Annotated in this window: 26 protein-coding genes, 2 tRNA genes, 2 rRNA genes and 2 riboswitches (2 of these 32 running past the window's edge); of the genes, 4 read left to right on the top strand and 26 right to left on the bottom strand. The window is 35.5% G+C overall.

Annotation, left to right across the window (positions count from 1 at the left end):
• The 4 genes from AAG068_RS01610 to AAG068_RS01595 all read right to left on the bottom strand — a co-directional run.
• Window positions 1–560 carry the 5' portion of a response regulator transcription factor gene (locus AAG068_RS01610; protein ID WP_342716707.1) on the bottom strand. It extends 142 nt beyond the left edge of the window, so the window shows 560 of its 702 coding nt (coding positions 1–560); its start codon is at window positions 558–560; its stop codon lies off the left edge, out of view.
• Window positions 561–705: 145 nt separating this feature from the next.
• Window positions 706–2,031 carry an NCS2 family permease gene (locus tag AAG068_RS01605; RefSeq protein WP_000833097.1) on the bottom strand — a complete coding sequence of 442 codons (1,326 nt, stop codon included), beginning with the start codon at window positions 2,029–2,031 and terminating at the stop codon, window positions 706–708.
• A 127-nt stretch (window positions 2,032–2,158) separates the two neighbouring features.
• Window positions 2,159–2,260: riboswitch (purine riboswitch) on the bottom strand.
• A 467-nt stretch (window positions 2,261–2,727) separates the two neighbouring features.
• Window positions 2,728–3,798, bottom strand: a complete 1,071-nt coding sequence (locus AAG068_RS01600; protein WP_342716702.1) for a HigA family addiction module antitoxin — start codon at window positions 3,796–3,798, stop codon at window positions 2,728–2,730.
• A 16-nt stretch (window positions 3,799–3,814) separates the two neighbouring features.
• Window positions 3,815–4,129, bottom strand: coding sequence for a type II toxin-antitoxin system RelE/ParE family toxin (locus AAG068_RS01595; RefSeq protein ID WP_342716700.1), 315 nt, complete (start codon window positions 4,127–4,129; stop codon window positions 3,815–3,817).
• Between the two features lie 121 nt (window positions 4,130–4,250).
• Between AAG068_RS01595 and AAG068_RS01590 the strand changes: the two genes are divergently transcribed.
• Complete coding sequence (locus AAG068_RS01590) at window positions 4,251–5,057, top strand: sce7726 family protein (protein ID WP_342716698.1); 807 nt, start codon at window positions 4,251–4,253, stop codon at window positions 5,055–5,057.
• Window positions 5,058–5,064: 7 nt separating this feature from the next.
• Here the strand turns inward: AAG068_RS01590 and AAG068_RS01585 are convergent, their stop codons facing one another.
• From AAG068_RS01585 to groES, 13 genes are all read right to left on the bottom strand, one after another.
• Complete coding sequence (locus AAG068_RS01585; protein WP_342716696.1) at window positions 5,065–6,162, bottom strand: beta family protein; 1,098 nt, start codon at window positions 6,160–6,162, stop codon at window positions 5,065–5,067.
• Between the two features lie 619 nt (window positions 6,163–6,781).
• Window positions 6,782–8,038: a tyrosine-type recombinase/integrase gene (locus AAG068_RS01580; RefSeq protein WP_098365412.1), complete on the bottom strand. Its 1,257-nt coding sequence runs from the start codon at window positions 8,036–8,038 to the stop codon at window positions 6,782–6,784.
• The gene (locus AAG068_RS01575; protein ID WP_016119021.1) at window positions 8,038–8,241 is read right to left on the bottom strand and encodes a DUF3173 domain-containing protein; all 204 of its coding nucleotides are present in this window, start codon (window positions 8,239–8,241) and stop codon (window positions 8,038–8,040) included. Before AAG068_RS01575 ends, AAG068_RS01580 begins: the two co-directional genes overlap by 1 nt.
• A gap of 20 nt (window positions 8,242–8,261) precedes the next feature.
• Window positions 8,262–9,290, bottom strand: a complete 1,029-nt coding sequence (locus AAG068_RS01570) for a replication initiation factor domain-containing protein (protein ID WP_342716691.1) — start codon at window positions 9,288–9,290, stop codon at window positions 8,262–8,264.
• Window positions 9,271–9,774, bottom strand: coding sequence for a peptidase (locus AAG068_RS01565; protein ID WP_342716690.1), 504 nt, complete (start codon window positions 9,772–9,774; stop codon window positions 9,271–9,273). The genes AAG068_RS01570 and AAG068_RS01565 overlap by 20 nt, the downstream gene beginning before the upstream one ends.
• 287 nt (window positions 9,775–10,061) lie before the next feature.
• On the bottom strand, window positions 10,062–11,465 hold the full coding sequence (locus AAG068_RS01560) for an FtsK/SpoIIIE domain-containing protein (protein WP_342716689.1): 1,404 nt from the start codon (window positions 11,463–11,465) through the stop codon (window positions 10,062–10,064).
• 27 nt (window positions 11,466–11,492) lie between these two features.
• A complete protein-coding gene (locus tag AAG068_RS01555) occupies window positions 11,493–12,014 on the bottom strand; it encodes a hypothetical protein (protein WP_342716688.1) in 522 nt (173 codons plus the stop codon).
• Between the two features lie 54 nt (window positions 12,015–12,068).
• The gene (locus AAG068_RS01550; RefSeq protein ID WP_053445792.1) at window positions 12,069–12,281 is read right to left on the bottom strand and encodes a hypothetical protein; all 213 of its coding nucleotides are present in this window, start codon (window positions 12,279–12,281) and stop codon (window positions 12,069–12,071) included.
• Between the two features lie 26 nt (window positions 12,282–12,307).
• Complete coding sequence (locus AAG068_RS01545; RefSeq protein WP_170958533.1) at window positions 12,308–12,451, bottom strand: hypothetical protein; 144 nt, start codon at window positions 12,449–12,451, stop codon at window positions 12,308–12,310.
• A gap of 212 nt (window positions 12,452–12,663) precedes the next feature.
• Entirely contained in the window at window positions 12,664–12,834 is a 171-nt protein-coding gene (locus tag AAG068_RS01540) for a hypothetical protein (RefSeq protein WP_162837641.1), read from the bottom strand.
• 235 nt (window positions 12,835–13,069) lie between these two features.
• The gene (gene guaA / locus AAG068_RS01535) at window positions 13,070–14,608 is read right to left on the bottom strand and encodes a glutamine-hydrolyzing GMP synthase (RefSeq protein ID WP_428845981.1); all 1,539 of its coding nucleotides are present in this window, start codon (window positions 14,606–14,608) and stop codon (window positions 13,070–13,072) included.
• Between the two features lie 164 nt (window positions 14,609–14,772).
• Window positions 14,773–14,874, bottom strand: a riboswitch (purine riboswitch).
• 139 nt (window positions 14,875–15,013) lie between these two features.
• Entirely contained in the window at window positions 15,014–16,648 is a 1,635-nt protein-coding gene (gene groL / locus AAG068_RS01530; RefSeq protein WP_098760501.1) for a chaperonin GroEL, read from the bottom strand.
• Between the two features lie 38 nt (window positions 16,649–16,686).
• Window positions 16,687–16,971 (bottom strand): co-chaperone GroES, encoded by a 285-nt coding sequence (groES, locus tag AAG068_RS01525; RefSeq protein ID WP_000917306.1) that lies wholly within the window; start codon window positions 16,969–16,971, stop codon window positions 16,687–16,689.
• A 401-nt stretch (window positions 16,972–17,372) separates the two neighbouring features.
• Between groES and AAG068_RS01520 the strand changes: the two genes are divergently transcribed.
• The gene (locus tag AAG068_RS01520) at window positions 17,373–18,122 is read left to right on the top strand and encodes a CPBP family intramembrane glutamic endopeptidase (RefSeq protein ID WP_048528492.1); all 750 of its coding nucleotides are present in this window, start codon (window positions 17,373–17,375) and stop codon (window positions 18,120–18,122) included.
• Window positions 18,119–18,310: a YdiK family protein gene (locus tag AAG068_RS01515; RefSeq protein WP_001246201.1), complete on the top strand. Its 192-nt coding sequence runs from the start codon at window positions 18,119–18,121 to the stop codon at window positions 18,308–18,310. The genes AAG068_RS01520 and AAG068_RS01515 overlap by 4 nt, the downstream gene beginning before the upstream one ends.
• Window positions 18,311–18,339: 29 nt before the next feature.
• Here the strand turns inward: AAG068_RS01515 and AAG068_RS01510 are convergent, their stop codons facing one another.
• The gene (locus tag AAG068_RS01510; protein ID WP_048528493.1) at window positions 18,340–18,969 is read right to left on the bottom strand and encodes a redox-sensing transcriptional repressor Rex; all 630 of its coding nucleotides are present in this window, start codon (window positions 18,967–18,969) and stop codon (window positions 18,340–18,342) included.
• 187 nt (window positions 18,970–19,156) lie between these two features.
• Between AAG068_RS01510 and AAG068_RS01505 the strand changes: the two genes are divergently transcribed.
• The gene (locus AAG068_RS01505; protein ID WP_342719696.1) at window positions 19,157–21,079 is read left to right on the top strand and encodes an ABC-F family ATP-binding cassette domain-containing protein; all 1,923 of its coding nucleotides are present in this window, start codon (window positions 19,157–19,159) and stop codon (window positions 21,077–21,079) included.
• Between the two features lie 420 nt (window positions 21,080–21,499).
• Here the strand turns inward: AAG068_RS01505 and tsaD are convergent, their stop codons facing one another.
• From tsaD to AAG068_RS01465, 8 genes are all read right to left on the bottom strand, one after another.
• Window positions 21,500–22,516 carry a tRNA (adenosine(37)-N6)-threonylcarbamoyltransferase complex transferase subunit TsaD gene (tsaD, locus tag AAG068_RS01500; RefSeq protein ID WP_342716687.1) on the bottom strand — a complete coding sequence of 339 codons (1,017 nt, stop codon included), beginning with the start codon at window positions 22,514–22,516 and terminating at the stop codon, window positions 21,500–21,502.
• Window positions 22,516–22,959: a ribosomal protein S18-alanine N-acetyltransferase gene (gene rimI, locus AAG068_RS01495; RefSeq protein WP_342716686.1), complete on the bottom strand. Its 444-nt coding sequence runs from the start codon at window positions 22,957–22,959 to the stop codon at window positions 22,516–22,518. Before rimI ends, tsaD begins: the two co-directional genes overlap by 1 nt.
• Before the next feature lie 13 nt (window positions 22,960–22,972).
• A complete protein-coding gene (gene tsaB / locus AAG068_RS01490) occupies window positions 22,973–23,665 on the bottom strand; it encodes a tRNA (adenosine(37)-N6)-threonylcarbamoyltransferase complex dimerization subunit type 1 TsaB (protein WP_342716685.1) in 693 nt (230 codons plus the stop codon).
• Window positions 23,646–24,119: a tRNA (adenosine(37)-N6)-threonylcarbamoyltransferase complex ATPase subunit type 1 TsaE gene (tsaE, locus tag AAG068_RS01485; RefSeq protein WP_342716683.1), complete on the bottom strand. Its 474-nt coding sequence runs from the start codon at window positions 24,117–24,119 to the stop codon at window positions 23,646–23,648. The genes tsaB and tsaE overlap by 20 nt, the downstream gene beginning before the upstream one ends.
• A gap of 174 nt (window positions 24,120–24,293) precedes the next feature.
• Window positions 24,294–24,369 (bottom strand) — tRNA-Asp (locus tag AAG068_RS01480).
• 3 nt (window positions 24,370–24,372) lie between these two features.
• Window positions 24,373–24,449, bottom strand: a tRNA-Met gene (locus AAG068_RS01475).
• 12 nt (window positions 24,450–24,461) lie between these two features.
• A 5S ribosomal RNA gene (gene rrf, locus AAG068_RS01470) occupies window positions 24,462–24,577 on the bottom strand.
• Window positions 24,578–24,625: 48 nt separating this feature from the next.
• Window positions 24,626–25,000: ribosomal RNA gene (locus AAG068_RS01465) — 23S ribosomal RNA — on the bottom strand (it continues 2,548 nt past the right edge of the window).

The following is a 25,000-nucleotide window of genomic DNA, read 5'->3' as shown; positions in this document are numbered from 1 at the left end:
CAAACCTTTTCATAAATTTGTTCCGCGCTAAAGACCATACCCGGATTACGAGCTAGTAATTCTAGAATTGAAAATTCCCTTGGGGTCAGTTTCACTTCTTCTCCGTCCATAATAACTTTATGGGTCGAGATGTTTATTTTCATCTCTCCAATTTCTAGCTCGTCCTCATTTTGTATAGCGAAACCATTCATTTTCATATAACGGCGTAACTGAGATTTAATTCTTGCGATTAACTCTAACGGATTAAATGGTTTCGTTACATAATCATCTGCACCCGTTGTTAACCCTAAAATCTTATCCATATCTTGCGTTTTTGCGGAAAGCATAATAATTGGCATTTCTTTTTCTTCCCTTACTTTCATACACATATGAATGCCGTCTACTTTCGGCATCATAATATCTAATACGACTAGATGTACTTCATTTTCTTCTAGTAAACGTAATCCTTCTTCTCCGTCTCCTGCTTGCAGTACTTTATATCCTTCATTCTTTAAATAGATTGTAATAAGATTCCTAATTTCTTTTTCATCATCTACGACAAGTATTGTTTCGTGTGCCACAATATCTCCCCCATCACTTTTTTAATCCCTAACTTCTATTATAGGAAAACTTCTGAAGAAAAACGCTCGGAAATCCTTAAGATTTTCTGAAGACGCAAAAAAGGTCTAGACTCCCCTTAAGTCTAGACCTTTCAAAAAACCCCTTTTATTTACGAACGTAGATGAAATATAGTACGAATAAAACTCCCATAACATACATAATTGGATGAATCTCTTTACGACGTCCACTTACTACCATTGTAATTGGATAGAAGATAAAACCAATTGCAATTCCTGTTGCGATACTATACGTAAGCGGCATTGAAATGATAGTAAAGAATGCTGGTACTGCAATTTCGAATTTTTTCCAATCAATTTCGCCTAAAGATGAAACCATTAAGATTCCCACAATAATTAAAGCTGGTGCCGTTACAGCTGGTGTTACAACGCTTAATAATGGCGAGAAGAATAGTGCCAACAAGAAAAACCCTGCTGTTACAACTGCTGTAAATCCAGAACGTCCACCCGCTGCTACCCCAGCAGAAGATTCAATATAAGACGTTGTTGTTGATGTACCTAAAATCGCACCGATTACAGTTGCAATCGCATCTGCGAATAACGCTTTTCCTGCACGTGGTAATTTATTATTCTTCATTAATCCCGCTTGATTCGCAACCGCTACAAGTGTACCTGCTGTATCAAAGAAATCGATGAAGAAGAACGTAATAATAACAATCACCATTTGGACAGTGAAAATATCTCCGAAGTGCGTTAACGCTACACCGAACGTTGGTTCTAGACTCGGTATTGCTCCCACTACAGCTTTTGGCGTATCAATCAATCCTGTTGCCACTCCTAAGATCGCTGTAAGAATCATACCGTAGAATACTGCACCATTAACTTTCTTAATCATGAAGATGATTGTCGTAACAACTCCGAAGATTGCTAATAACGTTGTGCCCTTTGTTAAATCCCCCAATCCAACAAGAACAGCATCATTTTTCACAATAATTCCGGCATTTTGGAATCCAAGGAAAGCGATGAACAATCCGATACCTGCCGCTACTGCAAACTTTAACTCTGATGGAATCGCATTAATAATTTTTTCACGAATACCTGAAGCTGTAAGAATAATGAAGATAATACCTGACATTAACGTTCCAGCAATTGCTGTTTGCCAAGGAATACCCATCGTTAACACTGCTGTATAAGCAAAGAATGCGTTAATTCCCATACCCGGTGCCAAAGCAATCGGATACTTCGCGAAAATCCCCATAATTAACGAACCAATTGCCGCTGCTAATGCTGTAGCAACGAATACTGCACCTGGATCCATTCCTGTACCTGCCGGTAACCCTTTAACATTTCCAAGTGACAGCGTAGCAGGATTGACAAATAGTACGTAAGCCATAGATAAAAATGTCGTTAAACCCGCTATGAACTCTGTTTTATAATTCGTGCCGAGTTCATCAAACTGAAAATAGCGTTTCATCTTACGTTTCCCCCGTTATATGATTACTCGCCGTAATCTCCTAGCCCTCTTTTATTTATTAGAAATAAAAAAGGCTTCCATTGCACATACATGGAAGCGTTCTATGAATAAAGATAAGATTCTCCTCACCTTTATAAAAACGCCTCGTAGTCAAGCCATTTACGGTAGCTAGGTAGAAACTTTCGGGCCATATCCCCGATATTATACGACGGCATAATATTCACTTTTCGTTTGAATTACATACTCATATTAACTCGACAAAATAGTTTTGTCAATTTAAAAACGAACATTTTTACAAACTTTTATAATTTCGTTCGTGTTAATAACAAAAATACAAAAGATCCATCTATGCATGTGCAATAGATGGATCTTTTATTATAATACTATTCCCACTCAATAGTAGACAGTATTTCCTGTTTCTTTAAATGACAGCACTTCTTGAAAAATTTCATCGTTTTGGTGGTGTGTTTGGTGGGAAATACAATCACCAATCATTCAGCAAGCTAAACCTCCACTTGTGATACTGTTCATCATAATATTAGATCCAATAAATTAGACTAACCTCATAGTCCATTAAATATACGCTGTTCTTTTTCTAACCTGAGTCTTCTAAAACATCTAATAAAATAGATTTTTTGTAATAATATTCAAAGTTGAATCTTCTCTAGGTCTCAATAAGCTTTCTAAATATCCTACTCATCGATTTTTTAAATGATTTAATTTTTCAAAACTAATATAACCATCGTGTTGTAACCTAGCTACAACTATCCCTGGAAGGACCTCTTGTGATTTAGCAAAAGCATGGATACTTTTTTCATTAAAGTTCCCTATTTTTACAAACTCTTTATACTCAGATTTATTAATGAAAAAATCTCTAGCAAATTCATTTGCTTCCTCTTCTTTTATATCATTATTAGATCTTAATTCTAATTCATTCTCAAAAGTGACAATAGGTTCATTAGGTATATAATGTTTGATAAGATGCCCTATTTCATGCATCAAAGCAAACCATACATGGTCGTGTGTTTTAAATCTTCCAGTAAGATAAATAGCCGGATTATTCTCATATGTTGTAAGTGCACCTCTAACTTTACTGTTTTCTAATGCATCATAAAACACTAAATAAATACCATGACGATTTAATAATTTCCTAGCGCTTTGCAAAGATTTCTTATAATCATTATTCAAGGAAAGTAATTTGAACTTATTAACATCTTCGATTAACTTTTCTTCACTATAAATTTTATCTGACAAATCCTTGTTTTGAATTTCTACCTCTTCTCTCGCTAAATTCAACCAAATAGCTATAGCTTCAGTTTCTCCGCCATCTTCCATAAAATCAACATTAAAACTAGAATATACTTCATCAAACTGTTCAAAACGATTAATCCTTAGGATTTTTAACATTTCATTTGCTTGTTTAACTAAATCCCAATCTAATCCATGAAATATAGTGTTAAATTTAAACCTGCTCGAAAATGCTTTTAATTGATCTATGCTATAGGAGAGAGAATATATTTCTTCTCTTTTTAATTGTTCTTGATATTTATTTTCATAGTTCAGCCAATAAGAGGCCGGGATACCCTGGATTATGTTTTCTAACTGTATTGCTACTTCTTCAGTAAGGCTGCTTTTTCCGTTCAGCAGATTGGAGAAGTTTTTTTCACTAACTCCAATTCGCTTAGCACATTCCTTCTGACTTATTCCCAATTCATCTAAATATTCTCTTATAATGGAACCTGTATGCACTATAAATTCGTTACCCATAAAAAGTACCTCCCTTCTAATGATAATCTCCAATAGATAAAATTGTTATTTTATTTATTGTTGTTAAGTCCGATTCATCCCAATCCCCAGTTGGTTTTAATACAATACGAAAGTTCTTAGAGATATCAACTCCCCAACAATCGCTATAATTCCCTTCTAGTTTATGCCGACGGGGTGGGGGAACGTGAGGGATTTCATCCAAATTATTTGCAGCCCTTATCTCAGACATTCTATTTATAATTTTTTTATAAAATGCTGTATATTGTTTTTGTATCTTTCGTTCATTGGTTAATATTTTTTCCAACCTCGTAGTGGCATATGATATTTCCATTTGTATCCCCCTTATAAATTAAAAAAAACTTAACACAAATTAACCTATGCGGTCAATCTGACTCAAGTGGACTAGCATCAACTCTATGTATTATAATTGACATAGAATAGGAGTGCGAAATATGCAAGAGAAGAACTACTATAAATATGCCCAATTATTATCAACACAATATTCTACATTTCTCAGTAATGAGGCTGTAAAGAATAAAGTCTTAAAAACATTTGAAGGTCAAATACCAACCGATCAATTCAAAAATAATTTAACACCCAGAGAATTTATTAATAAGTTTCTGCTGCAATATTACCCAAATGAGACTACAGTAAAAGCCACTTTTATTAACAATGTCCTCTTTAAAACAAATAATCATGTTTCTATTTTTGAATTGAACGTAGGGAATAGCAGATTGGATTTATGCAAAATAAATAGCACTAGTACAGCTTTTGAAATAAAAACTGAACTGGATACTCCAAAAAGATTAGACCAACAAATGAAAGACTATTTCAAAGTCTTTGAAAAGGTATATTTAATATGTTCAGTCCATAACCTTAAAAGTATGATTAATTACGTTCCAAATGAGTGTGGTATTTACACTTATTACGTCACTCGAACAGGTAAATATGTTTTTAAAAAAGTTCGAAGTGCTGCTAAATCAAAATATATTTCAGCTTTTTCTCAACTATCAGTCTTAACAAAAAGAGATCTTAAAATCTTCTTTGACTGTCCCATCCTTGAAACTAAAGAGGCTATGATTAGTTTAATAATTGATAACAAAACTAAAAAAGAAATTAATAAAATCTTCAAATTATGCTTAAAAAATAAATTTCATCATAAATGGAGCTTCCTGGTAGAAAATAGCTCTGATATTCTAGAAATAGATTATCAATGGTTTTTTAAGAATACATTATCACCTAAAATAGTATACCTTTAAAGGTATACTATTTATTTTTTGCTTGCTGATGAATATACCTGGTTAATGTAAGATTACTCCATGTACCCCAATTTCCATATCTTTCTTCCATATCTTTAATTCTTTTAACTGCTACACAATCACTGTCACTATCAAGAAGATGTAATTTATCAATTACTTTACTTCTAACAAACTCAAATCCTCTCACACCCATTTTTGTATCATAGTTTACCATTGAATAAAAGGCATTTTTTTCCTTTAAATACATTAACCCGAGTGCTGCTCCTGTTCCATTTCCACCAGCATCTGTAGGTAAGTCGTCTTTTAACCCACCAAAGTCCCCGAAGCCATCAAATTCATATTCTGCATACTTTATTGCAACTTTATTTTCTATTTTTTCGGTGAATTCACAATCTTCGTAGTCCCCATTTTTATAATTCCTTGATCTAGGAGAATTAAGTAATATTTTAGTAGCATCCGTATCTAAATCTTTAAATTCTTCTAATTCAATAAATTTAGAGTCAACATGTTGATTCCTTATATCCAACATAACAAAATCATTTTCCGTTAAATAATCCTCTATAAATTCCGTATAGTCCTCTAAATATAAATCTGTTATTCTAATTGCTATCGAAGAATTATCTCTTTTTAGTTCGGTTGTTAGATTTATTAGATCCTGCTCACTTATATTAAAACCGTCTTTAATAGAAATAACAGGATATAATTTGTCGAACTTTCCTATTTGTAGTAACCTTTTTTTATAGTAGTTAAAATCCCTACTCAATGTAAATGACAATTCAATTCCTTTGAACACTTTATTGTCATATTCACCTTCATTAAACCTAAAGAAATCAATGAATCCCTTTTTTCCGTTAAGTCTTTGTTCAATTTTTTCTAATGTAATTATATCCTCTTCTGTTGGTTCTAATTTTATCCTCTTTCTCCTTTTACTACCAGGTTTTTCTTCATAAATATACTCACCTGTACTTTCATCCGTTCTATATTTAACATCATACTCATCTCTAATTATTTCAATTAAAGGAATCATTGAGTCACTGAAAAGATAACTCATGTTATTAATAACTCTTAATTCCTCATTTCGATTTTTCATAATAGGTAAATACATGATGAACCTCCTCTTATTTAAACCCATTCAATTATTTTCGCCTTATTTATCTATTACTAATTACTGAATGTACTAAGTCCCTCTATGTTTTCTGAAATAGTTTAACGTACATATTCCAATAATCCCAAAACTCTTACTTTTTATATCTTATCTCTATTTTATCTCTAGTATATTGGTAATACAATAATTATGGAAAAATATATAATCATTACCATTAGTGTTATGTATTATATCGAGCTTGAAGACGAGAAGGTTTCCTATGTTGAGATTAAAGAAATTCAACCTCTGCATAGGAACAAATTCAGCAATAATATTCCATAGAATAATCTTATAAAATACTAAAGATGTAAAAACTACGATGAAAAAATACACTTTACTAGCATAACCATTACCCGGGGCAATAAGTTAACGCACACTCATTTTTTATTCCTCATAGAGGCATAAAAAAAATGTATAGAGGGGCTTTCACCTCCCTATACATTTCTCATTTACTTATAATACGGTTCACTTAAACTAATATTAGATTTGTCATTAAATCGAATAAGGACTTTCTATCTTATCTTTGCTCCAACTACTTGAACATTCCGAACGTCCTAACGTTTTTTCCCTCTAAATAAAGTTACCCTCTTACATTACTTTTATTTAATGCTTGATTACCATTAAATTTAATTTTTGTCCGTTCAGCTGTTTTGATTTCAATATTTCCAGTCATTGCATCAGCAATTGCAGTATCAGCACCACTCCACATATGAGCATAGTGTTTTAAAGTAATCTCTGGACTTGAATGACCCATACGTTGAGATAAAACGAGCACCGATACATTAAATTCATTAATAAGGTATGAAGCATGAGAATGACGCAATCCCTTTGCTTGTATCTTTTTTACTCCTGCAAGTTTAGAATATCGCTCAATAATTCGAGATATCGTTGATTTAATCATTGGTAGACCATCATAACTAAACACAAAATCTCTTTCCTTACCTAAGCCAATCTCTGTTTGCCTACTTCTCCAGTCATTTAAAATTTTGATAGTGTCATCATCCAGTGCTATTATTCTCTTTCCATCTTCTGTTTTCGTATATGAATTTCGTTTCCAATCCGTTCTGTTTTTCATAATAAGCATATGATGAACCCGTATACGTTTCTTTGTTAAATCAATGTCATTCCAGTATAAAGCTGTTCCTTCATTCACACGAATTCCTGTCATATAATAGACCCACAACATAACGAAATTTAAATGTTCATAAAAATTACCAATATAGATTTGATTTATCACTTTTTGAAATTCTAGCTTGTCCCAATATGGTACAATTGCTTTTCCTTTTGGGATTGCTTTAACTTTTTTCGAAACATTATGCTCCAAGTATTGCATTTCTACCGCTTTATCTAAACTTTTGCGAAACACTCCAAAAATTAGACTAGCATAGGACTGAGCATACCCAGCTCCCCCATTTTCTTGACTTGTTAATAACCATGTACGAAAATTTTGTACGTCCTCCACTGAAATAGAGCGGAGAGGAATAGAAGCAAACCTATCTCTAACCTTTTCCAATATTCTTTGCTTAATAGAAAAGGTACTTTCTTCAACGTCTGTTTGATAATACGGTATATACACAGTATTCATAAATTGCTCGTAAGTCATTTTATAATTAGCGTAGCTATTGACTTTATGATATTCTCTCTTTAATCGAGTTAACTCTTTGTTAGCCTCGAACGCGGAAGAAAAGGGCTTTCCATTAACGTCTTTTCTTCCTTTTTTTCGTATTCGTTTTCCTGTAATCCGATCAATGCCAAATTCTGATTGATAAAAGAAATTCCCTTTATCATCAACATATACACCAGGGTATTTCGTTGTTTGCTGCGTTCTATTCTTCATTAGGAATTACTCATTTCTGTTATAAGAGAAACTCCTAAAATGGATTCAACCACATCCCTCGGTACTCTTCCTAGTCTTTTGTTGTTATAATACGGACAACCTTTTTGCACCATGATTGCTTTTGCTTGCCTAATTAGTGAAATAGCTTGATATTTCTTATATCCTAGTCTAATTAAATCATCTTTACATATTGTTGTACCCATCACAACAACCCCTTTCCACGCTAATATTCATCCTCACTCATAAGTTCTAAAACACGTTGCTCAATTAATGTTTGGTCGGACTCAGTAATTTTTTCTTTCCCCATATGTATTAACTCTTTCAAATAAAGCTCAGCATATTTTTCACCATATACACGCCTAAATGACTCATAGAGCATACTGATTGATTTTACTGTAGCATTTTCAACCCAATTTTTCTTTTTCTTTAAAGTGAGCTTTTCACGCTTTACTTTTAAGGGAATTGCCTCAATACCATCTACAAATTTTTGCCACCATCTCATTGTAGGAAGTCTATTTTTATTATGTAAATCACTAGCACTCTTAGGTTGTGTCTTGAAACTATAATGAGCTGATAAAATACCTTTAACTATAGTATTAAGTGGTTTCCCATTCGATATTTGAAGAGCAACTTGCATCGCTTTATTTCCGGTCAGCTCTAGTTCCCATCTGACCCACTTTTCAACATTTACAACTTCATCTGCATTATCTCTTCTTTCTTGTTTCTTATCATAGATTCGTAATATTTGCGGAGATGCACCAATATACAATGTAAAACCGGTCAATTTCCCATCAAGAATCCTACCACTATTTATTTCAATAAATTTATGACTTTTCGTACTTAATTGTCCTCGTTTCACATAATCCTGCAACGCTTTTACAGATGGAGTAGAATCATCAAAAATATCTAAAGCCAAATCTATTCTTGATACCTTACCTTGTATTTCTAAAATAACTGATATAAATTTGTACCAATGCCAACCATCAACCCTCGACATGTATTCTTCATATTGTCTACACGCTTGCCCAGACATATCTATAAGAACACTACTATGACTTCGTGAAGAATGAAGCTTTATATTCGCAAAGCTAATGCACATATCATAAGTGGGATATGGAGACCCCTTAATCTCTGAAGAAAATTCAGAAATAGGGATTCCTAAAACTTCATCAGCGACTGCCGGCAACCCACTATTTGGAATTGAACAACGAAGGTAATCAATTAAGCACTGATTACTTCGCTTTTGACTCATGTACTTCACCAATAGTGTAACTATCAGCTTCAATTTTAAGTTCTGCATACTGCCATGTATCGATCATTGGCTTACCTTGTCCGACAAATGTTTTCTTTTGCACCTTTTTAGGTTTTACTTTAAGACCTGTAAAAGAAATTGGAATAAATTCACCATCTTCATAATCATCAAAGATAGGTAGGCTATCTTGTTTTTCAATAACTACAGTAATAGGCGAGCCAATTTCAGTACCACCATTTTGTAATACAAGCTCAATAAATGGTCTATCGTAAACTTTAAAAGTTATTGCATACTTACCTGTTTCAACTAGCTCACCATTTAGATTCTTTTCTTTTTCAATTCGAGTAGAAAAACCATCTTTTTGCACTAACATTGCTGTAGGAACTTTAAATTGTTTAATATCAAAGCGAAAATCACCTAATTCAACATTTTCCGAGTCATTTAAAGAATGTAATATTGACGATTTTAAAATTAATTTTCCCATATTTTAAAACTCCTTTTTATCATTTTGAAATCCCGAACTCCCGGGATTTTGAGTAACGCTCCAGACTTAGAGCCCCAAAGAGTTTCGCAACTTCTATTGAGGGAGATTCACCAGTGTTACCCACTGGTCGCTTCACTAATTTTGGTTATTTATAAGTGTTGGGCAAAGAACGCCCAACAGGGCATAACTTTTCACGAGCGTTTCTTACCACTCCGTTTGTCGACTAACGTCGCCACCGAAACCCTCGCAAAAAGTTACACTCAATTTTTTTGATTGATGAAATCACTTTATTTAGGGGTATCCGTCATTTGCTGATTTCCCATCAATTTTTCTATTTCTGCTATAAAGTCAAAGTCTTTGTCTATATATGGAGTTTCAAAATAGACTGGGGCAGTGTGAATGCCATCCAGTTGAATATATCCACCACCTTTCTCTGTAACCGTCTTATATTCAACGTTATTGGTATCAAATATCATGTTATAGCCAATTGAGTCCATAGCACCTAAACCTGCTTTAAAACCCATCTGTGCCCTTATATTCGTAGGCAGGTCATCTGCTGAAGGACGTTGCATAAGTATTTCTATCATGACGCCTGCTTGTCTGCCTTTCATAACGATTTGAAAAACGTAATCTAGAGCTTCTTTAGCAATTTTCTTATCTACAGAATGCATAAAAGCTGAAAATTCATCAAAAATGACAATGACAATAGGCAAGTTAAAGTCCCTATAGGTTTTACCAAAAGCCGACATATTATCGAAATATTCAGAATAACGTTCTTCCATTAATCCAACGACTTCTCTTAGCATTTTGCATATTTGATTGGCTTCTGTAGCAACTTTCTCTTCAAATCCCGTAACGAAACGCAAAAGGCTCAAGTCTGCTTTTTTAGGGTCAACAATTCTTAAATCAGCTTGAGGAGATAAATTCAAGTAAGAAACTATTTTTCCCAAAATAAAGAACGACTTGCCCGATCCAGTCCCTCCGACTACAAGTGAGTGTACTACCTTGTGGAGTTCGTAAGATATATTTCCAGTAATTCTAATTTCATCTGAATCATTTGATTTACTTATTGCTGAAGCTAGGTTAATTCGTTCGTCTTTATATTTTAAGAAAGCATAATCAACATAGTTAACGGTTATATTTATTGATTCTAGTTCCATTCCTAAAGTAGCTTCGAGGTTTTCGCCAAGATTGGTAGCTTCTTTTGTAAATCGGTCACCATTTCTTGCTATTCGTACATATACTTTTTCGTTATCCTCTTTGAAATAAATTTGAATAACTCTCTCAATTATTCGTTCTTTTACTTTTTTCCCATCTTCCTCAACCTCAACTACAGTTTCATCAAACAATTTTATCGAATGAATCATATAGGCTAGATTATTAGCAATCCATGACTTATGGCCCTTAACAAAGTCAAAGTAGAATCTAATACTTTTATAAATAGATACCACCCAAAGAACTACTATTAGTACATCAACGAAGCTATTGAAACTCATATAGCCATGAATCACAGGAATATCAATTATTAGTGGGGGGATAGAGTTTGACACCTTCACAAAGAAAACCGTCAGCATAAGGATGAATATTACAAAGAAATATTTTAATAATTTATTTTTCCTTTGTGGATATACAACCTCTTGCCAATCATCGTTTCTTTTATTGATTATGTTTGTAAGTGCATTTCGCTTCATGGATTGCTCCTTTCAAATCTTATTAGCTTAGTTTCCTTTGTCCCACACTGATGAAAACCCCGCTAAAATTTTTACCAAGAACTCATATGAGACACCTCTAGTACTGCCATTAGGATATATCGCTTTATTAGCCACTTCTTTCAAATCTAAATGTAACTGACTTCCTTTAGGCATTCGTTCTTTAATTTTTTCAATTTCAGATCCGGTCGCTTCTTTCGCAAACACATCCCATTCAATTAGGAACCCATTTTCAAGCAGCCAATCAATCGGTTCTGAGGATTGGCTATTTCCCTCTGTATTTCTATTCTCACAGTTAATACCTTCCCTATCAAAGAAATCAGTAACCCTTTCTTTATAGTGCTCTCTTCGCCCAAAGCTAGGAAGATTTTGACCTTTTATCACTTCACTTACTACTTCATAAAAAGCACCGTTAAGAGCTTCCCAAATATTATTGGAATCACAATAAACAAGTATTGTCTGCTTATTCTGTCCGTTTTTAGCTTCATCACTGAATCTATCTATAACAATTGTCACTTGGTTCTTTCTCAAAATATTCACCTCTCCGTATCGTGATTAATTTAAGAACGGGAATTAGCCCCCGTTCTATTTTTTCTTAGAATTAAGTAATAAACGTTTTTGAAATAATCCATCAATGTATTTGACTTTTGAGTCCAATTGGTCAACCAATTTGCTAACTTCAAATACGGAACAAGCATATCTACCTGAGGAAAGATTCGCAATTAAATCTAATTGCTTCATTGCTCTTTTCATCCTCTTTTCTAACAGTCTTTGGAATTTTTTCTCTTTTGTCGTCATACTATTTTCCTTTCTTCTTTTTAAAATTAATCTTCAATTACAATTTCTCCATTATCACCAATGTGATAATCACCGTTTCCGATAGCTACAGATTCCATATACTCATCTAAATACTCAATGACTTCAAGTTGTTCCTCATCTGACAAATTTTCAAATTCTTCTTCAAGCATTTCAATTAATACCTCCCTCACTAACTTTAATCACGCAAATAGTCACCAAATTGCGTTGAAATAATATTATCACCATAAATTCACCTGGTCAACACCAAAAATACATATATTTGCGTGATTTTTTGGTGAGTTACTATTGAAAATAAATATTTGTTCTCGAAAAAGGCAAAATAAAAAGGCTAATCTAAAATGATTAACCTTTGTTTTATTATTTATTTTTCTTCTTTTTTCTTCTTTTCCATTAGTTCAACTTGATTTTTTAGTGCATATCCAATAGCAAAACCTTGAGTTACTTTCCCTCCTCCAGATTCTTCACTAATCAATTTTTGCAACTTTGTTAAGTTCTCTTTTGCTTCAATAGATAATGTAATTGTCATTCTCATAAAATTGCCTCCTATAAATAAACATCCTATTACGTGTCATTTTACCACCAATATGGTGATTTCACAATTTAGTAGAAAAATCATTGAATACACACACTTATCAATTAACCCCCCAAGAAATATATCTTGGGGGGTCTTTTGGTGGTGAACACTATCATAAATCAAGCATTTAAAACATTTAACAAGTTAAAAAACGCTTTAAGATAGGCTTCACAAATATTATTAATTTAATGTCTTATTCCCACTCAATTGTTGCTGGTGGCTTACTCGTTACATCATACACGATACGGTTAACGTGTTTCACTTCGTTTACGATACGTACAGATATTTTCTCTAATACGTCCCAAGGGATACGTGCCCAGTCAGCTGTCATACCGTCAATAGATGTTACCGCACGAATACCTACTGTGTAATCGTAAGTACGCTCGTCACCCATAACACCTACGCTACGCATACCAGGAAGCGCAGTGAAGTATTGCCAGATTTCGCGGTCTAATCCTGCTTTAATAATTTCTTCACGTAAAATCGCATCAGATTCACGAACGATTTCTAATTTCTCTTCTGTGATTTCACCTAATACGCGGATACCAAGACCAGGACCTGGGAATGGTTGACGCCATACGATTTCATCAGGAATTCCTAGTTCAGATCCTAATACACGTACTTCATCTTTAAATAACGTGTTTAAAGGCTCAATTAGTTTGAACTGCATGTCTTCTGGAAGTCCACCAACGTTATGGTGAGATTTAATTGTTTGTGCAGTTGCTGTACCACTTTCAACGATATCTGTGTAAAGTGTACCTTGTGCTAAGAAGTCCATTCCTTCTAACTTAGAAGCTTCATCATCAAATACATAAATGAATTCGTTACCGATGATTTTACGTTTTTGCTCTGGATCTTCTACACCTTTTAACTTGTTCATGAAGCGTTCTTTTGCATCCACTTTAATAACGTTCATGTGGAAGCCTTCACTAAATGTTTTCATAACGCCTTCTGCTTCGCCTTTACGAAGTAAACCGTGGTCAACGAAAATACATGTTAACTGATCACCGATTGCTTTATGAATTAATACTGCTACAACAGAAGAGTCTACACCGCCGCTAAGTGCGCATAGAACTTTTTTGTCTCCAACAGTTTCACGGATTTTCTCTAATTCTACTTCGATAAAGTTCTCCATGTTCCATCCTTCAGAACAACCACATACGCCGAATACGAAGTTTTTAATTAAATCGTTACCGTGCTCAGAGTGACGTACTTCTGGGTGGAATTGTACACCGTATAAGTTTTTCGCTTCATTGCTCATACCAGCAATTGGACAAGACTCACTTGTTGCATCTACTACGAATCCTTCAGGTAAACCAGTTACTAAGTCACCATGGCTCATCCATACAACTTGCTCTTCTGGAAGGTTTGCATATAATTTTGATTCGTTCTCTACTTTAAGAACAGCTTTTCCGTACTCACGGTGGTTTGCACGTTCTACTTTCCCACCGAAGTGTTGTGTCATAAGCTGCATACCGTAACAAATACCGAAGATCGGTAATCCTAGTTCAAAGATTTTTTCATCACAATGTAATGCACCTTCACCGTATACACTATTTGGTCCACCAGAGAAGATAATCCCTTTTGGATTCATTGCTTTAATTTCTTCCGCAGTAATTGTATGTGGATGAAGTTCACTGTATACACCGAACTCACGAATTCGACGTGCTATTAACTGATTGTACTGACTCCCAAAATCTAAAACGATAATTGTATCGTGCTGCTTCTTCAAAATAATCACCTCAACGTTAGTTCTCGTATATAAATATTTTCACCAATTCGGCGAAAAGCATTACCAATATAATAAAAAAAGCCAGTCCTCCGCCTCTAGTCTCATAACAAAGAAAAGGCAGGGTCTGGCTTTATAAAGAAAGATAGTCTTCCGCTCTTTATAAATATAAGACACACTGCCTTCATAGTCAGGTTGTTTACGGTAACCCGGTAGAGACTCTCAAACCTTATCTTTGAGGATATATGAAGGATCGTTTTATATTATCTTCCTAGATTCTAACAATGAAGTATCTATATGGTCAAGAGAGAAAGCGACAAAATTCTACAGAAATTCATTTCCTTTTCTAAAAAACACAAAAAAACATCCATTTCTATATAGAAATGGATGTTTTTCGAGCAAACGGAATTACATCATTCCGCCCATACCGCCCATGCCCATGCCGCCCATGTCAGGCATTGCTGGTGCATTTGGTTCTGGTTTGTCAGCTACTACAGCTTCAGTTGTTAAGAACATAGCTGCAACAGATGCTGCGTTTTGAAGTGCAGAGCGAGTTACTTTAGCTGGATCTACGATACCAGTTTCAAGCATGTTAACCCACTCGCCAGTTGCTGCGTTGAAACCAACGCCTACTTTTTCGCCTTTTAGACGCTCTACAACTACAGATCCTTCCAGACCAGCGTTGATTGCGATTTGACGAACTGGCTCTTCTAGTGCACGAAGTACGATGTTGATACCTGTTGCTTCGTCGCCTTCAGCTACGATAGAAGCTACTTTTGTGTATACGTTCATAAGTGAAGTACCACCACCTGCAACGATACCTTCTTCTACTGCTGCACGAGTTGAGTTAAGTGCATCTTCAATGCGAAGTTTGCGCTCTTTTAACTCAGTTTCAGTTGCTGCACCTACTTTAATTACTGCTACGCCACCTGCAAGTTTTGCAAGACGCTCTTGTAATTTTTCACGATCGAATTCAGAAGTTGTTTCTTCTAATTGCGCACGGATTTGACCGATGCGAGCTTCGATTTGTTGTGTGCTTCCTACACCTTCAACTACAGTTGTGTTTTCTTTCGTTACAACAACTTTACCAGCGCGTCCTAAAGATTCAACTGTAGCAGATTTTAAGTCACGACCTAATTCTTCAGTGATTACTTCGCCACCAGTTAAGATTGCGATATCTTCTAGCATTGCTTTACGACGGTCACCAAATCCAGGAGCTTTAACAGCTACTACATTGAATGTACCACGAAGTTTGTTCACTACTAATGTAGCTAACGCTTCGCCTTCTACATCTTCAGCAATGATAAGAAGCGGTTTACCTTGTTGTACCACTTGCTCTAATACTGGTAAGATTTCTTGAATGTTAGAAATCTTTTTGTCAGTGATTAAGATGTATGGGTTATCAAGAACTGCTTCCATTTTGTCAGAATCAGTAATCATGTAAGGAGATGCATATCCACGATCAAATTGCATACCTTCTACTACGTCTAATTCTGTTGTGAATCCTTTAGATTCTTCTAAAGTAATAACGCCGTCGTTACCAACGCGCTCCATTGCTTCAGCGATTAATTGACCTACTTCTTCGTCAGCCGCAGAAATAGCAGCTACTTGTGCGATTGAAGATTTACCTTCGATTGGTTTAGAAATCGTTTTTAATTCTTCGATTGCAGCAGTAACAGCTTTTTCGATACCTTTACGAAGACCCATTGGGTTCGCACCAGCTGTTACGTTTTTAAGACCTTCACGAATCATAGCTTGTGCTAATACAGTTGCAGTTGTTGTTCCGTCACCAGCTACATCGTTTGTTTTGCTAGCAACTTCTGCTACTAATTTTGCACCCATGTTTTCGAATGCATCTTCTAATTCAATTTCTTTTGCGATTGTTACACCGTCATTTGTAATAAGTGGTGAACCGAATTTTTTCTCAAGAACAACGTTACGACCTTTTGGTCCAAGCGTTACTTTTACTGCGTTTGCAAGAGTGTCGACACCGCGAAGCATCGAACGACGTGCTTCTTCACTAAATTTAATATCTTTTGCCATAATAATTGACCCCCTTGGATTTTTTAAGATTTATATAATTAACCGATAACTGCTAAAATGTCACTTTCACGTAAAATCAAGTAGTCTGTACCTTCGTATTTCACTTCAGTACCTGCATATTTTGAGAAGATGATAAGATCACCTGCTGCTACCTCTAAAGCAACACGCTCACCATTTTCAAGCACTCGACCAGTACCTACTGCAATAACTTTACCCTCTTGTGGTTTTTCTTTTGCTGTGTCTGGTAATACAATACCACTTGCTGTTTTTTCTTCCGCTTGAACAAGCTCAATTACAACGCGATCACCTAATGGCTTTAGCATGAACAATAACCTCCTCATTTTGTTATGTAAATTTTATTTATTAGCACTCAGGTCACCCGAGTGCTAACACACTTATAATAATAAATAATCTCAATTTCTTTTGCAAGTAAAAAAATCATAATTTTTTCGCAAATTAAGTTATACACTTTTCTATATAGATTCTCTCTTCTTCTACCTTTACTATATGAATCGTTGTTTCCACTACTCGTATGTTACAATATGAAAGGACACCCTAAGTTGTTTTCGCTACACACACAACTTTCTCCTGTCTTCTATTATAATTTCAAGTAAGGATTTACGAAAAAAACATAATTTACGTAAGGTTTATATCGTAGGTAGCATATGTACATGTTATCCTACCTTATCTCATACACTAGAGGTAGAAAGGATGGTTAAACCATTTGAAAAAACAATATTGGTGGGTTATCGTTACATACATTTTAATGCAGTTATCATCCATAGCTGGATTACCGCTTCTCCTGAAAACTGGACTTTATGATAACAGAGGATTTACTAGGGAGGAGAAATTCCAACTCATAACTGGCCACTGGGCAATCATTAGCTTCTTTATTGCATTATGTATCGTGCTTTGGTTACTTAGAACAGATATTCGTGATAGACATTTAGATAAAACGCGGTCTACTGTTCCAGCTACAATTGGATGGATTTTTATCGGATTCTTCTTAGCATTTTTCTCACAAAGTATTGCTGGTATGATTGAAATGTATGTATTAGGTATTAAACCTGGATCTGAAAACACAGCGAGGCTTATGGATATCGCAAGAACTACTCCTTGGTTCCTAATTGTTATATCTATAATCGGACCTATTTTAGAAGAAATCGTGTTTAGAAAAATTTTATTTGGTACACTTTATAAGAAGTTTAACTTCTTTATTGCTGCTATCATTAGTTCTCTCGTATTCGCAGCAATTCATTTTGATTTCACTCACTTATTGGTATACACTGCAATGGGGCTCGTATTTGCCTTTTTATATGTAAAGACGAAGCGTATTATCGTTCCAATTGCGGCCCATGTTGCAATGAATACATTAGTTGCAGTTGCTCAAGTTTTAGTGAGTAATGAACACATTCAAGAAATGATTAAAGAAGCTGAAAAAATGCAAGGCTTTATCGGAGGATTTTTAGTATGAGAAACTCGCCATTGTTCATGGCTGCATTGTACTTCCTTCTAGGATGTATCTTTACACGCTTCGCCATTACGAACGTAACAGATACAATCTGGAATATGTGGACAATACTATTTGCAGTTATGGCAACAATTGATTTTAATTTGGCACTTCGCCTTATCTTAGTTAAATTCACAAAGAAAAAACAATAATAAAACGCAGAGGTCGCTTCCTCTGCGTTTTATTGTGGATAATTCTTTAAAAAGTAAACAAGTGTTTGTAACTCTACTGCTAAATCAATATGATGAATTCTTATATTGTCTGATACATTTAAACGTGCTGGTGTGAAGTTTAAAATACCATGCACACTCGTTTCAGCTAATCTATCTGCTACAGATTGTGCTACTGTAGCCGGTACTGTTAATATTGCCACTTGTATATCATTTGATAATCTTTCTTCTAATTCATCTAAGTGATATACAGGAATGCCCCCGATTTCTGTTCCTACTTTCTCTTCACTAACGTCAAACGCCATTTCAATTTTTGTATTATTGTTTTTCGTGAAATTATAATGTAAGAAAGCGGTCCCTAAATTACCTACTCCAATAAGCGCTACACGTGTTATATCATCTTGGTCGAGTGTTTCACGGAAAAATGATAATAAATAATTTACGTTATATCCATATCCTTTTTTCCCTAACGCCCCAAAGTATGAGAAATCTCTTCGAATAGTTGCGGAATCAACCTTTACCGCTTCACTTAATTCGGCTGATGAAACACGTTGCTTACCAGATAGAGATAAGTTTTGGATAAATCGATAGTATAGAGGCAATCTCTTAGCAGTGGCTTGTGGAATTTTCTGCTGCTCCATATAACCTCTCCTCTCTTCCTATCTTTATTCATATGCTTTAATCAAATACAGAAGTTTAGCACTTATTAAATTCCTTGTATAATAGAAAGAAGAAGTATTCTCTCTGTATTTTAAACTATACACTATTTTTAGTATGATTGAGAAATATAAACATGGCAAAGTTAAGAAATTATTTGAGGTGAAAACATTGATTTTATTACAAGTAAACGCGCTTTCGAAATTATACGGTGCAGAAACGATTCTTGCAAACATAAAATTGGAAGTTCAAACGAAAGATCGTATCGCATTAGTCGGACGAAATGGAGCTGGAAAATCTACGTTATTAAAAATAATAGCTGGTGAGCTATCCCATGATGGTGGCGAAATTATAAAACCGAAAGATGTCTCAATCGGATACTTAGCTCAAAATACCGGTTTAGAAACGTCTTTAACAATTTGGGATGAAATGTTAACCGTCTTTACACACTTGCAGCAAATGGAGACAAAACTTCGAAGGCTAGAGCAAGAGATGGGACAAGAAGTAAACTTTTCAAATGAGGCTACATATGAAAGATTATTAGCTGATTATGACCAATTACAATTAGATTATAAAGATCAAGGTGGCTATCAGTACGAAGCAGATATCCGCTCGATTTTAAGTGGTCTTGGCTTCCCAGTTGAAACGCACCAGACGACGATTTCTACATTAAGCGGTGGACAAAAGACACGATTAGCTCTCGGTAAGTTATTATTAACGAAACCAGACTTACTTATTTTGGACGAGCCTACAAACCATTTAGACATCGAAACATTAACATGGCTTGAACAATATTTACAAGGCTATCCTGGCGCAATACTAATCGTTTCCCATGACCGTTATTTCTTAGACAAACTCGTTACACAAGTATATGAAATTTCGAATAAAGAAAGCAGACGATTTGTTGGTAACTACAGTAAATATTTAGATTTGAAATCAGCACTATACGAGCAAGAAATGAAGCGTTATGAAAAACAACAAGATGAAATCGCTAAGCTTGAGGACTTCGTTCAAAAAAATATAGCTCGTGCATCTACGACAAAACGCGCTCAAAGCCGTCGTAAACAATTAGACCGTATGGAACTATTAACAAGACCATTAGGTGATTCTAAGTCAGCTTCCTTCCACTTCGATATCGAAAAACAAAGTGGAAATGATGTTTTACAAGTAAAGGATGCAACTATCGGCTATGATGAGGATCCGATTATTGAACATGTAACAATGCGCTTAACTCGCGGGGATAGTGTTGCTTTAGTTGGCCCAAACGGAATTGGAAAATCCACATTATTAAAATCCATTGTGAATAAGTTACCACTACTACATGGTGATGTTTCTTTCGGATCCAATGTATCTGTTGGGTATTATGATCAAGAACAAGCTAACTTAACATCTTCTAAACGAGTTTTAAATGAATTATGGGATGAATATCCATTACAGCCTGAAAAAGAAATTCGCACAATACTAGGCAACTTCTTATTCACAGGAGACGATGTACTAAAACCAGTGTCTTCTCTTAGTGGTGGACAAAAGGCTCGGTTAGCTCTTGCAAAACTTATGATGCAAAAATCAAATTTATTAATTCTCGATGAGCCTACGAACCATCTTGATTTAAATAGTAAAGAAATCTTGGAGAATGCTTTAATTGATTATCCAGGTACCCTTCTGTTTGTCTCACATGACCGTTACTTTATTAATCGTGTAACGACAACTGTTGTTGAGCTATCAACAGAAGGTGCACAAGAATATTTAGGGGATTACGATTACTACGTCGAAAAGAAAAATGAGATGATTGAACGTGCGGAATTAGAGCAAGAAGATGAAGCACCCGTTCAAAAGACAGTTGCACAAGAAAAATTAAATTATCTCGAAGAAAAAGAGCGCAAAAAGTTGGAGCGTCAACGTACTCGAAAAATTGAGGAACTAGAACAAAACATTGTACAATTTGAAGAAGAAATTGCTACGTTAGAAGATCAACTTTGCTTACCAGAAATATATGCAGATTACGAAAAGGCTAGTGAAATTACAACGAAAAAACAAACATTACAAGAGCAACTTGACGCTTGTATGGCAGAATGGGAAGAGTTGCATTTATAAGAGTAGTAATAAGAAGGGTGTCTCATTAATCGGTATTATTGACGATGGGGCATCCTTTTTATCCTCTAGTCCAGTTCAACGTCTATTGCATAAAAGATTCGAAACAACATATCGATTTACCGACAAGGTTTGACAATATTAGCGTCCCCTATAATAAAAGCATATTTCAAAATGTTTTTTAAAGATATCTTCTTGTTTTTTATTTCCCGAAAAAGAATACATTCAAAGGTCAGACTTCATCCGATTTATCCACAAGTTTATACACATATCCACCTTTATAAAATAAACACCCAAATAACTTTTTCCACATTACCCACAATTAATAAAAAAGTTATGCACATTTTATATACACAATAAAACCCATATTATCAACAGATAATATGGGTTTTATCCACAAGCTGTGGTTAATTTTGTGTATAACTATGCTTCAATATCTAATCCTGGATTTGCATTTAAAGCTAATGTAGCTCGTTTTCCTTGTTCATATGCAATTGTACCTGCCGCTGCGATCATTGCTGCATTATCTGTGCATAAAGATAAAGGAGGAATAATTAGCTCTACATTGTCTTTTTGGGCAAATTCTGTTTCTAAACGCGCACGAAGTCCTTTATTCGCAGCCACTCCACCAGCAAGAAGCACTTGCTTTACGTTATAAGCATCCGCTGCACGAGACGCTTTCGTTACTAGTACGTCAATTACACTCTCTTGGAAACTTGCTGCTAAATCTTCCGGTGCAATTTCTATTCCGCGTTGTTTTGCGTTATGCACAGTGTTGATAACTGCTGATTTCAATCCACTGAAACTGAAATCATACGAGTCCGGTTCTAGCCATGCACGAGGTAAATCGATTGTCGGTTCTCCTTCATGTGCAAGACGATCAATGTGAGGACCACCTGGATATGGCATAGATAACGTACGAGCTACTTTATCATATGCCTCTCCTGCTGCATCATCTCTCGTTTCCCCAATTACTTCAAATGAACCATGTTCTTTCATATAGACAAGCTCTGTATGTCCACCAGATACAACAAGTGATAACAGTGGGAACTGAACTTCTTTTACTAAACGGTTCGCATAAATATGGCCAGCGATATGATGAACACCAACTAGAGGGATATCATGTGCAAACGCCACAGCTTTCGCTGCGTTTACTCCTATTAGAAGCGCTCCCACTAAACCAGGCCCTTCTGTTACAGCAATTGCATCAATATCATCAAATGTGATATTTGCTTCTTTTAAGGCCTCTTCTAACACAACTGTAATTTCTTCTACATGATGACGAGATGCAATCTCTGGTACAACACCGCCAAAACGTTTATGACTTTCAATTTGTGATGCAACGACGTTCGCAATAACTTCCGTTCCATTTTTAACAACTGCTACTGCTGTTTCATCACAACTTGTTTCAATACCAAGTATAATCGTATTTTTTCCCATTATATATTCACCCACATTACGAGACCATCTTCCTGATTGTCTGCATAGTATCGTTTACGAATTCCACCATTTTGAAATCCGTATTTTCTGTATAACTGTTTTGCTACTTCATTTGATACACGTACTTCAAGTGTCATCGTTTTTACTCCTAGAGTTTTCGCTTCGGAAATAACTTCTTTCAATAAAGCATCTCCTAGCTTATGACCTCTATATTCTGGCAAAATAGCTATATTTGTTATATGTGATTCATCAATAATTATCCACAATCCACAATACCCAATTACACGGCCATCTTTTTCTAGCACAACATAATGTGCATGTTCATTCATCGTTAACTCACGGTGAAAGGCATCTGCAGTCCAAGGAGTTGAAAAAGATGCTTCTTCAATAGCTACAATTTGAGCGATATCATCGAGTTCCATCTTTCTAAATATCATATCCATCCTCTGCAAGCTCCTACTTGTTTTGACTTTCTAACCACTTTGTTTCAGCTTCAGCTAAACGAAGGTAACTAGGCACAAATGAATGTACATCTTGTTCTTCTTTTTGTAATCCTAAGAACGCTACCTCACTTGGTCTTGGGTTATTTTTAGTGAAAGGAGCAAATACAGCTTGATTGCCTAAATGTTCGATAATTGTTTCTTTGTGCAATTTCACATCGTTACCAATAAATAAAACAGGCTTTCCTTTATCTTTTAACATTTGCAACCAGTCTACAATAAGGATGATTCGGTCTTCTTCTATAGAAGTTAAATCCTCTCCTTCATATGTATATAAGCCAGTATAGATTTGTCCACGTCTTCCATCGAATAAAGGACAGATTAATCCATCAAAATTAGCTCCATTTGCAGCTACTACTTCTAAACTTGATACACCTACAATTGGTATTTGAAGTGACCAAGCCAATGTTTTGGCAGCTGTCACACCTATACGAACACCTGTATATGATCCAGGTCCCGCAGCTACAACAATTTTAGTTAATTCTTTCGGTTTTACACCGCACTCTTTCAATAGTTGTTCTACAGCTGGCATAAGACGTACAGAATGGTTTTTTGTTAAATTTGTAATGATTTCCCCAATTACATTTTCTTCTTCAATAAGGGATACACCCATTACGTAATTCGAAGTATCAATTGCTAGTACTTTCATCTTGTAATAGCTCCTCACATAATCTAATATAGCGATCTCCAATCGGCTCGAGTACAATTTTCCTTGTATCATCTCCAGCATGGAATAAACTAATTTGTAACTTTTCATTTGGTAAATATGCTTCTATTAAATGAGCCCATTCTACTACCGTAATTCCTTCACCGTAGAAATATTCATCAAATCCTAAGTCCTCTTCACTTTCTGCTAAGCGATACACGTCCATATGATATAGCGGTAATCTTCCTTTATATTCTTTAATAATATTAAAGGTAGGACTATTTACAACTCTTTTCACTCCAAGACCCTTTGCTAGTCCTTTTGTAAAAGTTGTCTTACCAGCCCCTAGATCTCCTTCTAAAATAATTACATCTTGTGCCTCTACAAGTTCACCTAGTTTTTCTGATAATCTTTGTGTTTCCTCAGATGATTTTGTTGTTATTTCATATTTACTCACAGACTTCACCTACTTTACTCACAATGTTCTCTGCTCTTTATTATACAGGTTTTGAATATATAAAAAAGTCCTTAGGAGTTTTCCTAAGGATAGTTTGACTGTCTTTATTAGTTTTTTGTTAAAACAAATAAAAAAATACGAAACAACATGTTTCGTTCTTTTCTTTATATAAAATGGCGGTCCCGACCGGGGTCGAACCGGCGATCTCCTGCGTGACAGGCAGGCATGTTAACCACTACACCACGGGACCATTTGGTTGCGGGGACAGGATTTGAACCTGCGACCTTCGGGTTATGAGCCCGACGAGCTACCGTGCTGCTCCACCCCGCGATGATATAAATAGCTTGGCGACGTCCTACTCTCACAGGGACAAGGTCCCAACTACCATCGGCGCTAGAGAGCTTAACTTCCGTGTTCGGTATGGGAACGGGTGTGACCTCTCTGCCATCATCACCAAACTATGAAGGCATATTCCTTCAAAACTAGATAACATTGCTTCATATTATATGGTTAAGTCCTCGATCTATTAGTATTCGTCAGCTCCACATGTCACCATGCTTCCACCTCGAACCTATCAACCTGATCATCTTTCAGGGATCTTACTAGCTTACGCTATGGGAAATCTCATCTTGAGGGGGGCTTCATGCTTAGATGCTTTCAGCACTTATCCCTTCCGCACATAGCTACCCAGCTATGCCCTTGGCAGAACAACTGGTACACCAGCGGTGCGTCCATCCCGGTCCTCTCGTACTAAGGACAGCTCCTCTCAAATTTCCTACGCCCACGACGGATAGGGACCGAACTGTCTCACGACGTTCTGAACCCAGCTCGCGTACCGCTTTAATGGGCGAACAGCCCAACCCTTGGGACCGACTACAGCC

The sequence above is a fragment of the Bacillus paramycoides genome (assembly GCF_038971285.1).
Lineage (GTDB): Bacteria > Bacillota > Bacilli > Bacillales > Bacillaceae_G > Bacillus_A.
This window is presented reverse-complemented; position numbering and strand designations above follow the sequence as displayed.

Coding starts and splice junctions, on each gene's coding strand:
- AAG068_RS01605 (WP_000833097.1), bottom strand. CDS start 2,031: ATGAAACGCTATTTTCAGTTTGATGAACTCGGCACGAATTATAAAACA.
- AAG068_RS01600 (WP_342716702.1), bottom strand. CDS start 3,798: ATGGGTAACGAATTTATAGTGCATACAGGTTCCATTATAAGAGAATAT.
- AAG068_RS01595 (WP_342716700.1), bottom strand. CDS start 4,129: ATGGAAATATCATATGCCACTACGAGGTTGGAAAAAATATTAACCAAT.
- AAG068_RS01590 (WP_342716698.1), top strand. CDS start 4,251: ATGCAAGAGAAGAACTACTATAAATATGCCCAATTATTATCAACACAA.
- AAG068_RS01585 (WP_342716696.1), bottom strand. CDS start 6,162: ATGTATTTACCTATTATGAAAAATCGAAATGAGGAATTAAGAGTTATT.
- AAG068_RS01580 (WP_098365412.1), bottom strand. CDS start 8,038: ATGAAGAATAGAACGCAGCAAACAACGAAATACCCTGGTGTATATGTT.
- AAG068_RS01575 (WP_016119021.1), bottom strand. CDS start 8,241: ATGGGTACAACAATATGTAAAGATGATTTAATTAGACTAGGATATAAG.
- AAG068_RS01570 (WP_342716691.1), bottom strand. CDS start 9,290: ATGAGTCAAAAGCGAAGTAATCAGTGCTTAATTGATTACCTTCGTTGT.
- AAG068_RS01565 (WP_342716690.1), bottom strand. CDS start 9,774: ATGGGAAAATTAATTTTAAAATCGTCAATATTACATTCTTTAAATGAC.
- AAG068_RS01560 (WP_342716689.1), bottom strand. CDS start 11,465: ATGAAGCGAAATGCACTTACAAACATAATCAATAAAAGAAACGATGAT.
- AAG068_RS01550 (WP_053445792.1), bottom strand. CDS start 12,281: ATGACGACAAAAGAGAAAAAATTCCAAAGACTGTTAGAAAAGAGGATG.
- AAG068_RS01545 (WP_170958533.1), bottom strand. CDS start 12,451: ATGCTTGAAGAAGAATTTGAAAATTTGTCAGATGAGGAACAACTTGAA.
- AAG068_RS01540 (WP_162837641.1), bottom strand. CDS start 12,834: ATGAGAATGACAATTACATTATCTATTGAAGCAAAAGAGAACTTAACA.
- groL (WP_098760501.1), bottom strand. CDS start 16,648: ATGGCAAAAGATATTAAATTTAGTGAAGAAGCACGTCGTTCGATGCTT.
- groES (WP_000917306.1), bottom strand. CDS start 16,971: ATGCTAAAGCCATTAGGTGATCGCGTTGTAATTGAGCTTGTTCAAGCG.
- AAG068_RS01515 (WP_001246201.1), top strand. CDS start 18,119: ATGAGAAACTCGCCATTGTTCATGGCTGCATTGTACTTCCTTCTAGGA.
- AAG068_RS01510 (WP_048528493.1), bottom strand. CDS start 18,969: ATGGAGCAGCAGAAAATTCCACAAGCCACTGCTAAGAGATTGCCTCTA.
- tsaD (WP_342716687.1), bottom strand. CDS start 22,516: ATGGGAAAAAATACGATTATACTTGGTATTGAAACAAGTTGTGATGAA.
- rimI (WP_342716686.1), bottom strand. CDS start 22,959: ATGGATATGATATTTAGAAAGATGGAACTCGATGATATCGCTCAAATT.
- tsaB (WP_342716685.1), bottom strand. CDS start 23,665: ATGAAAGTACTAGCAATTGATACTTCGAATTACGTAATGGGTGTATCC.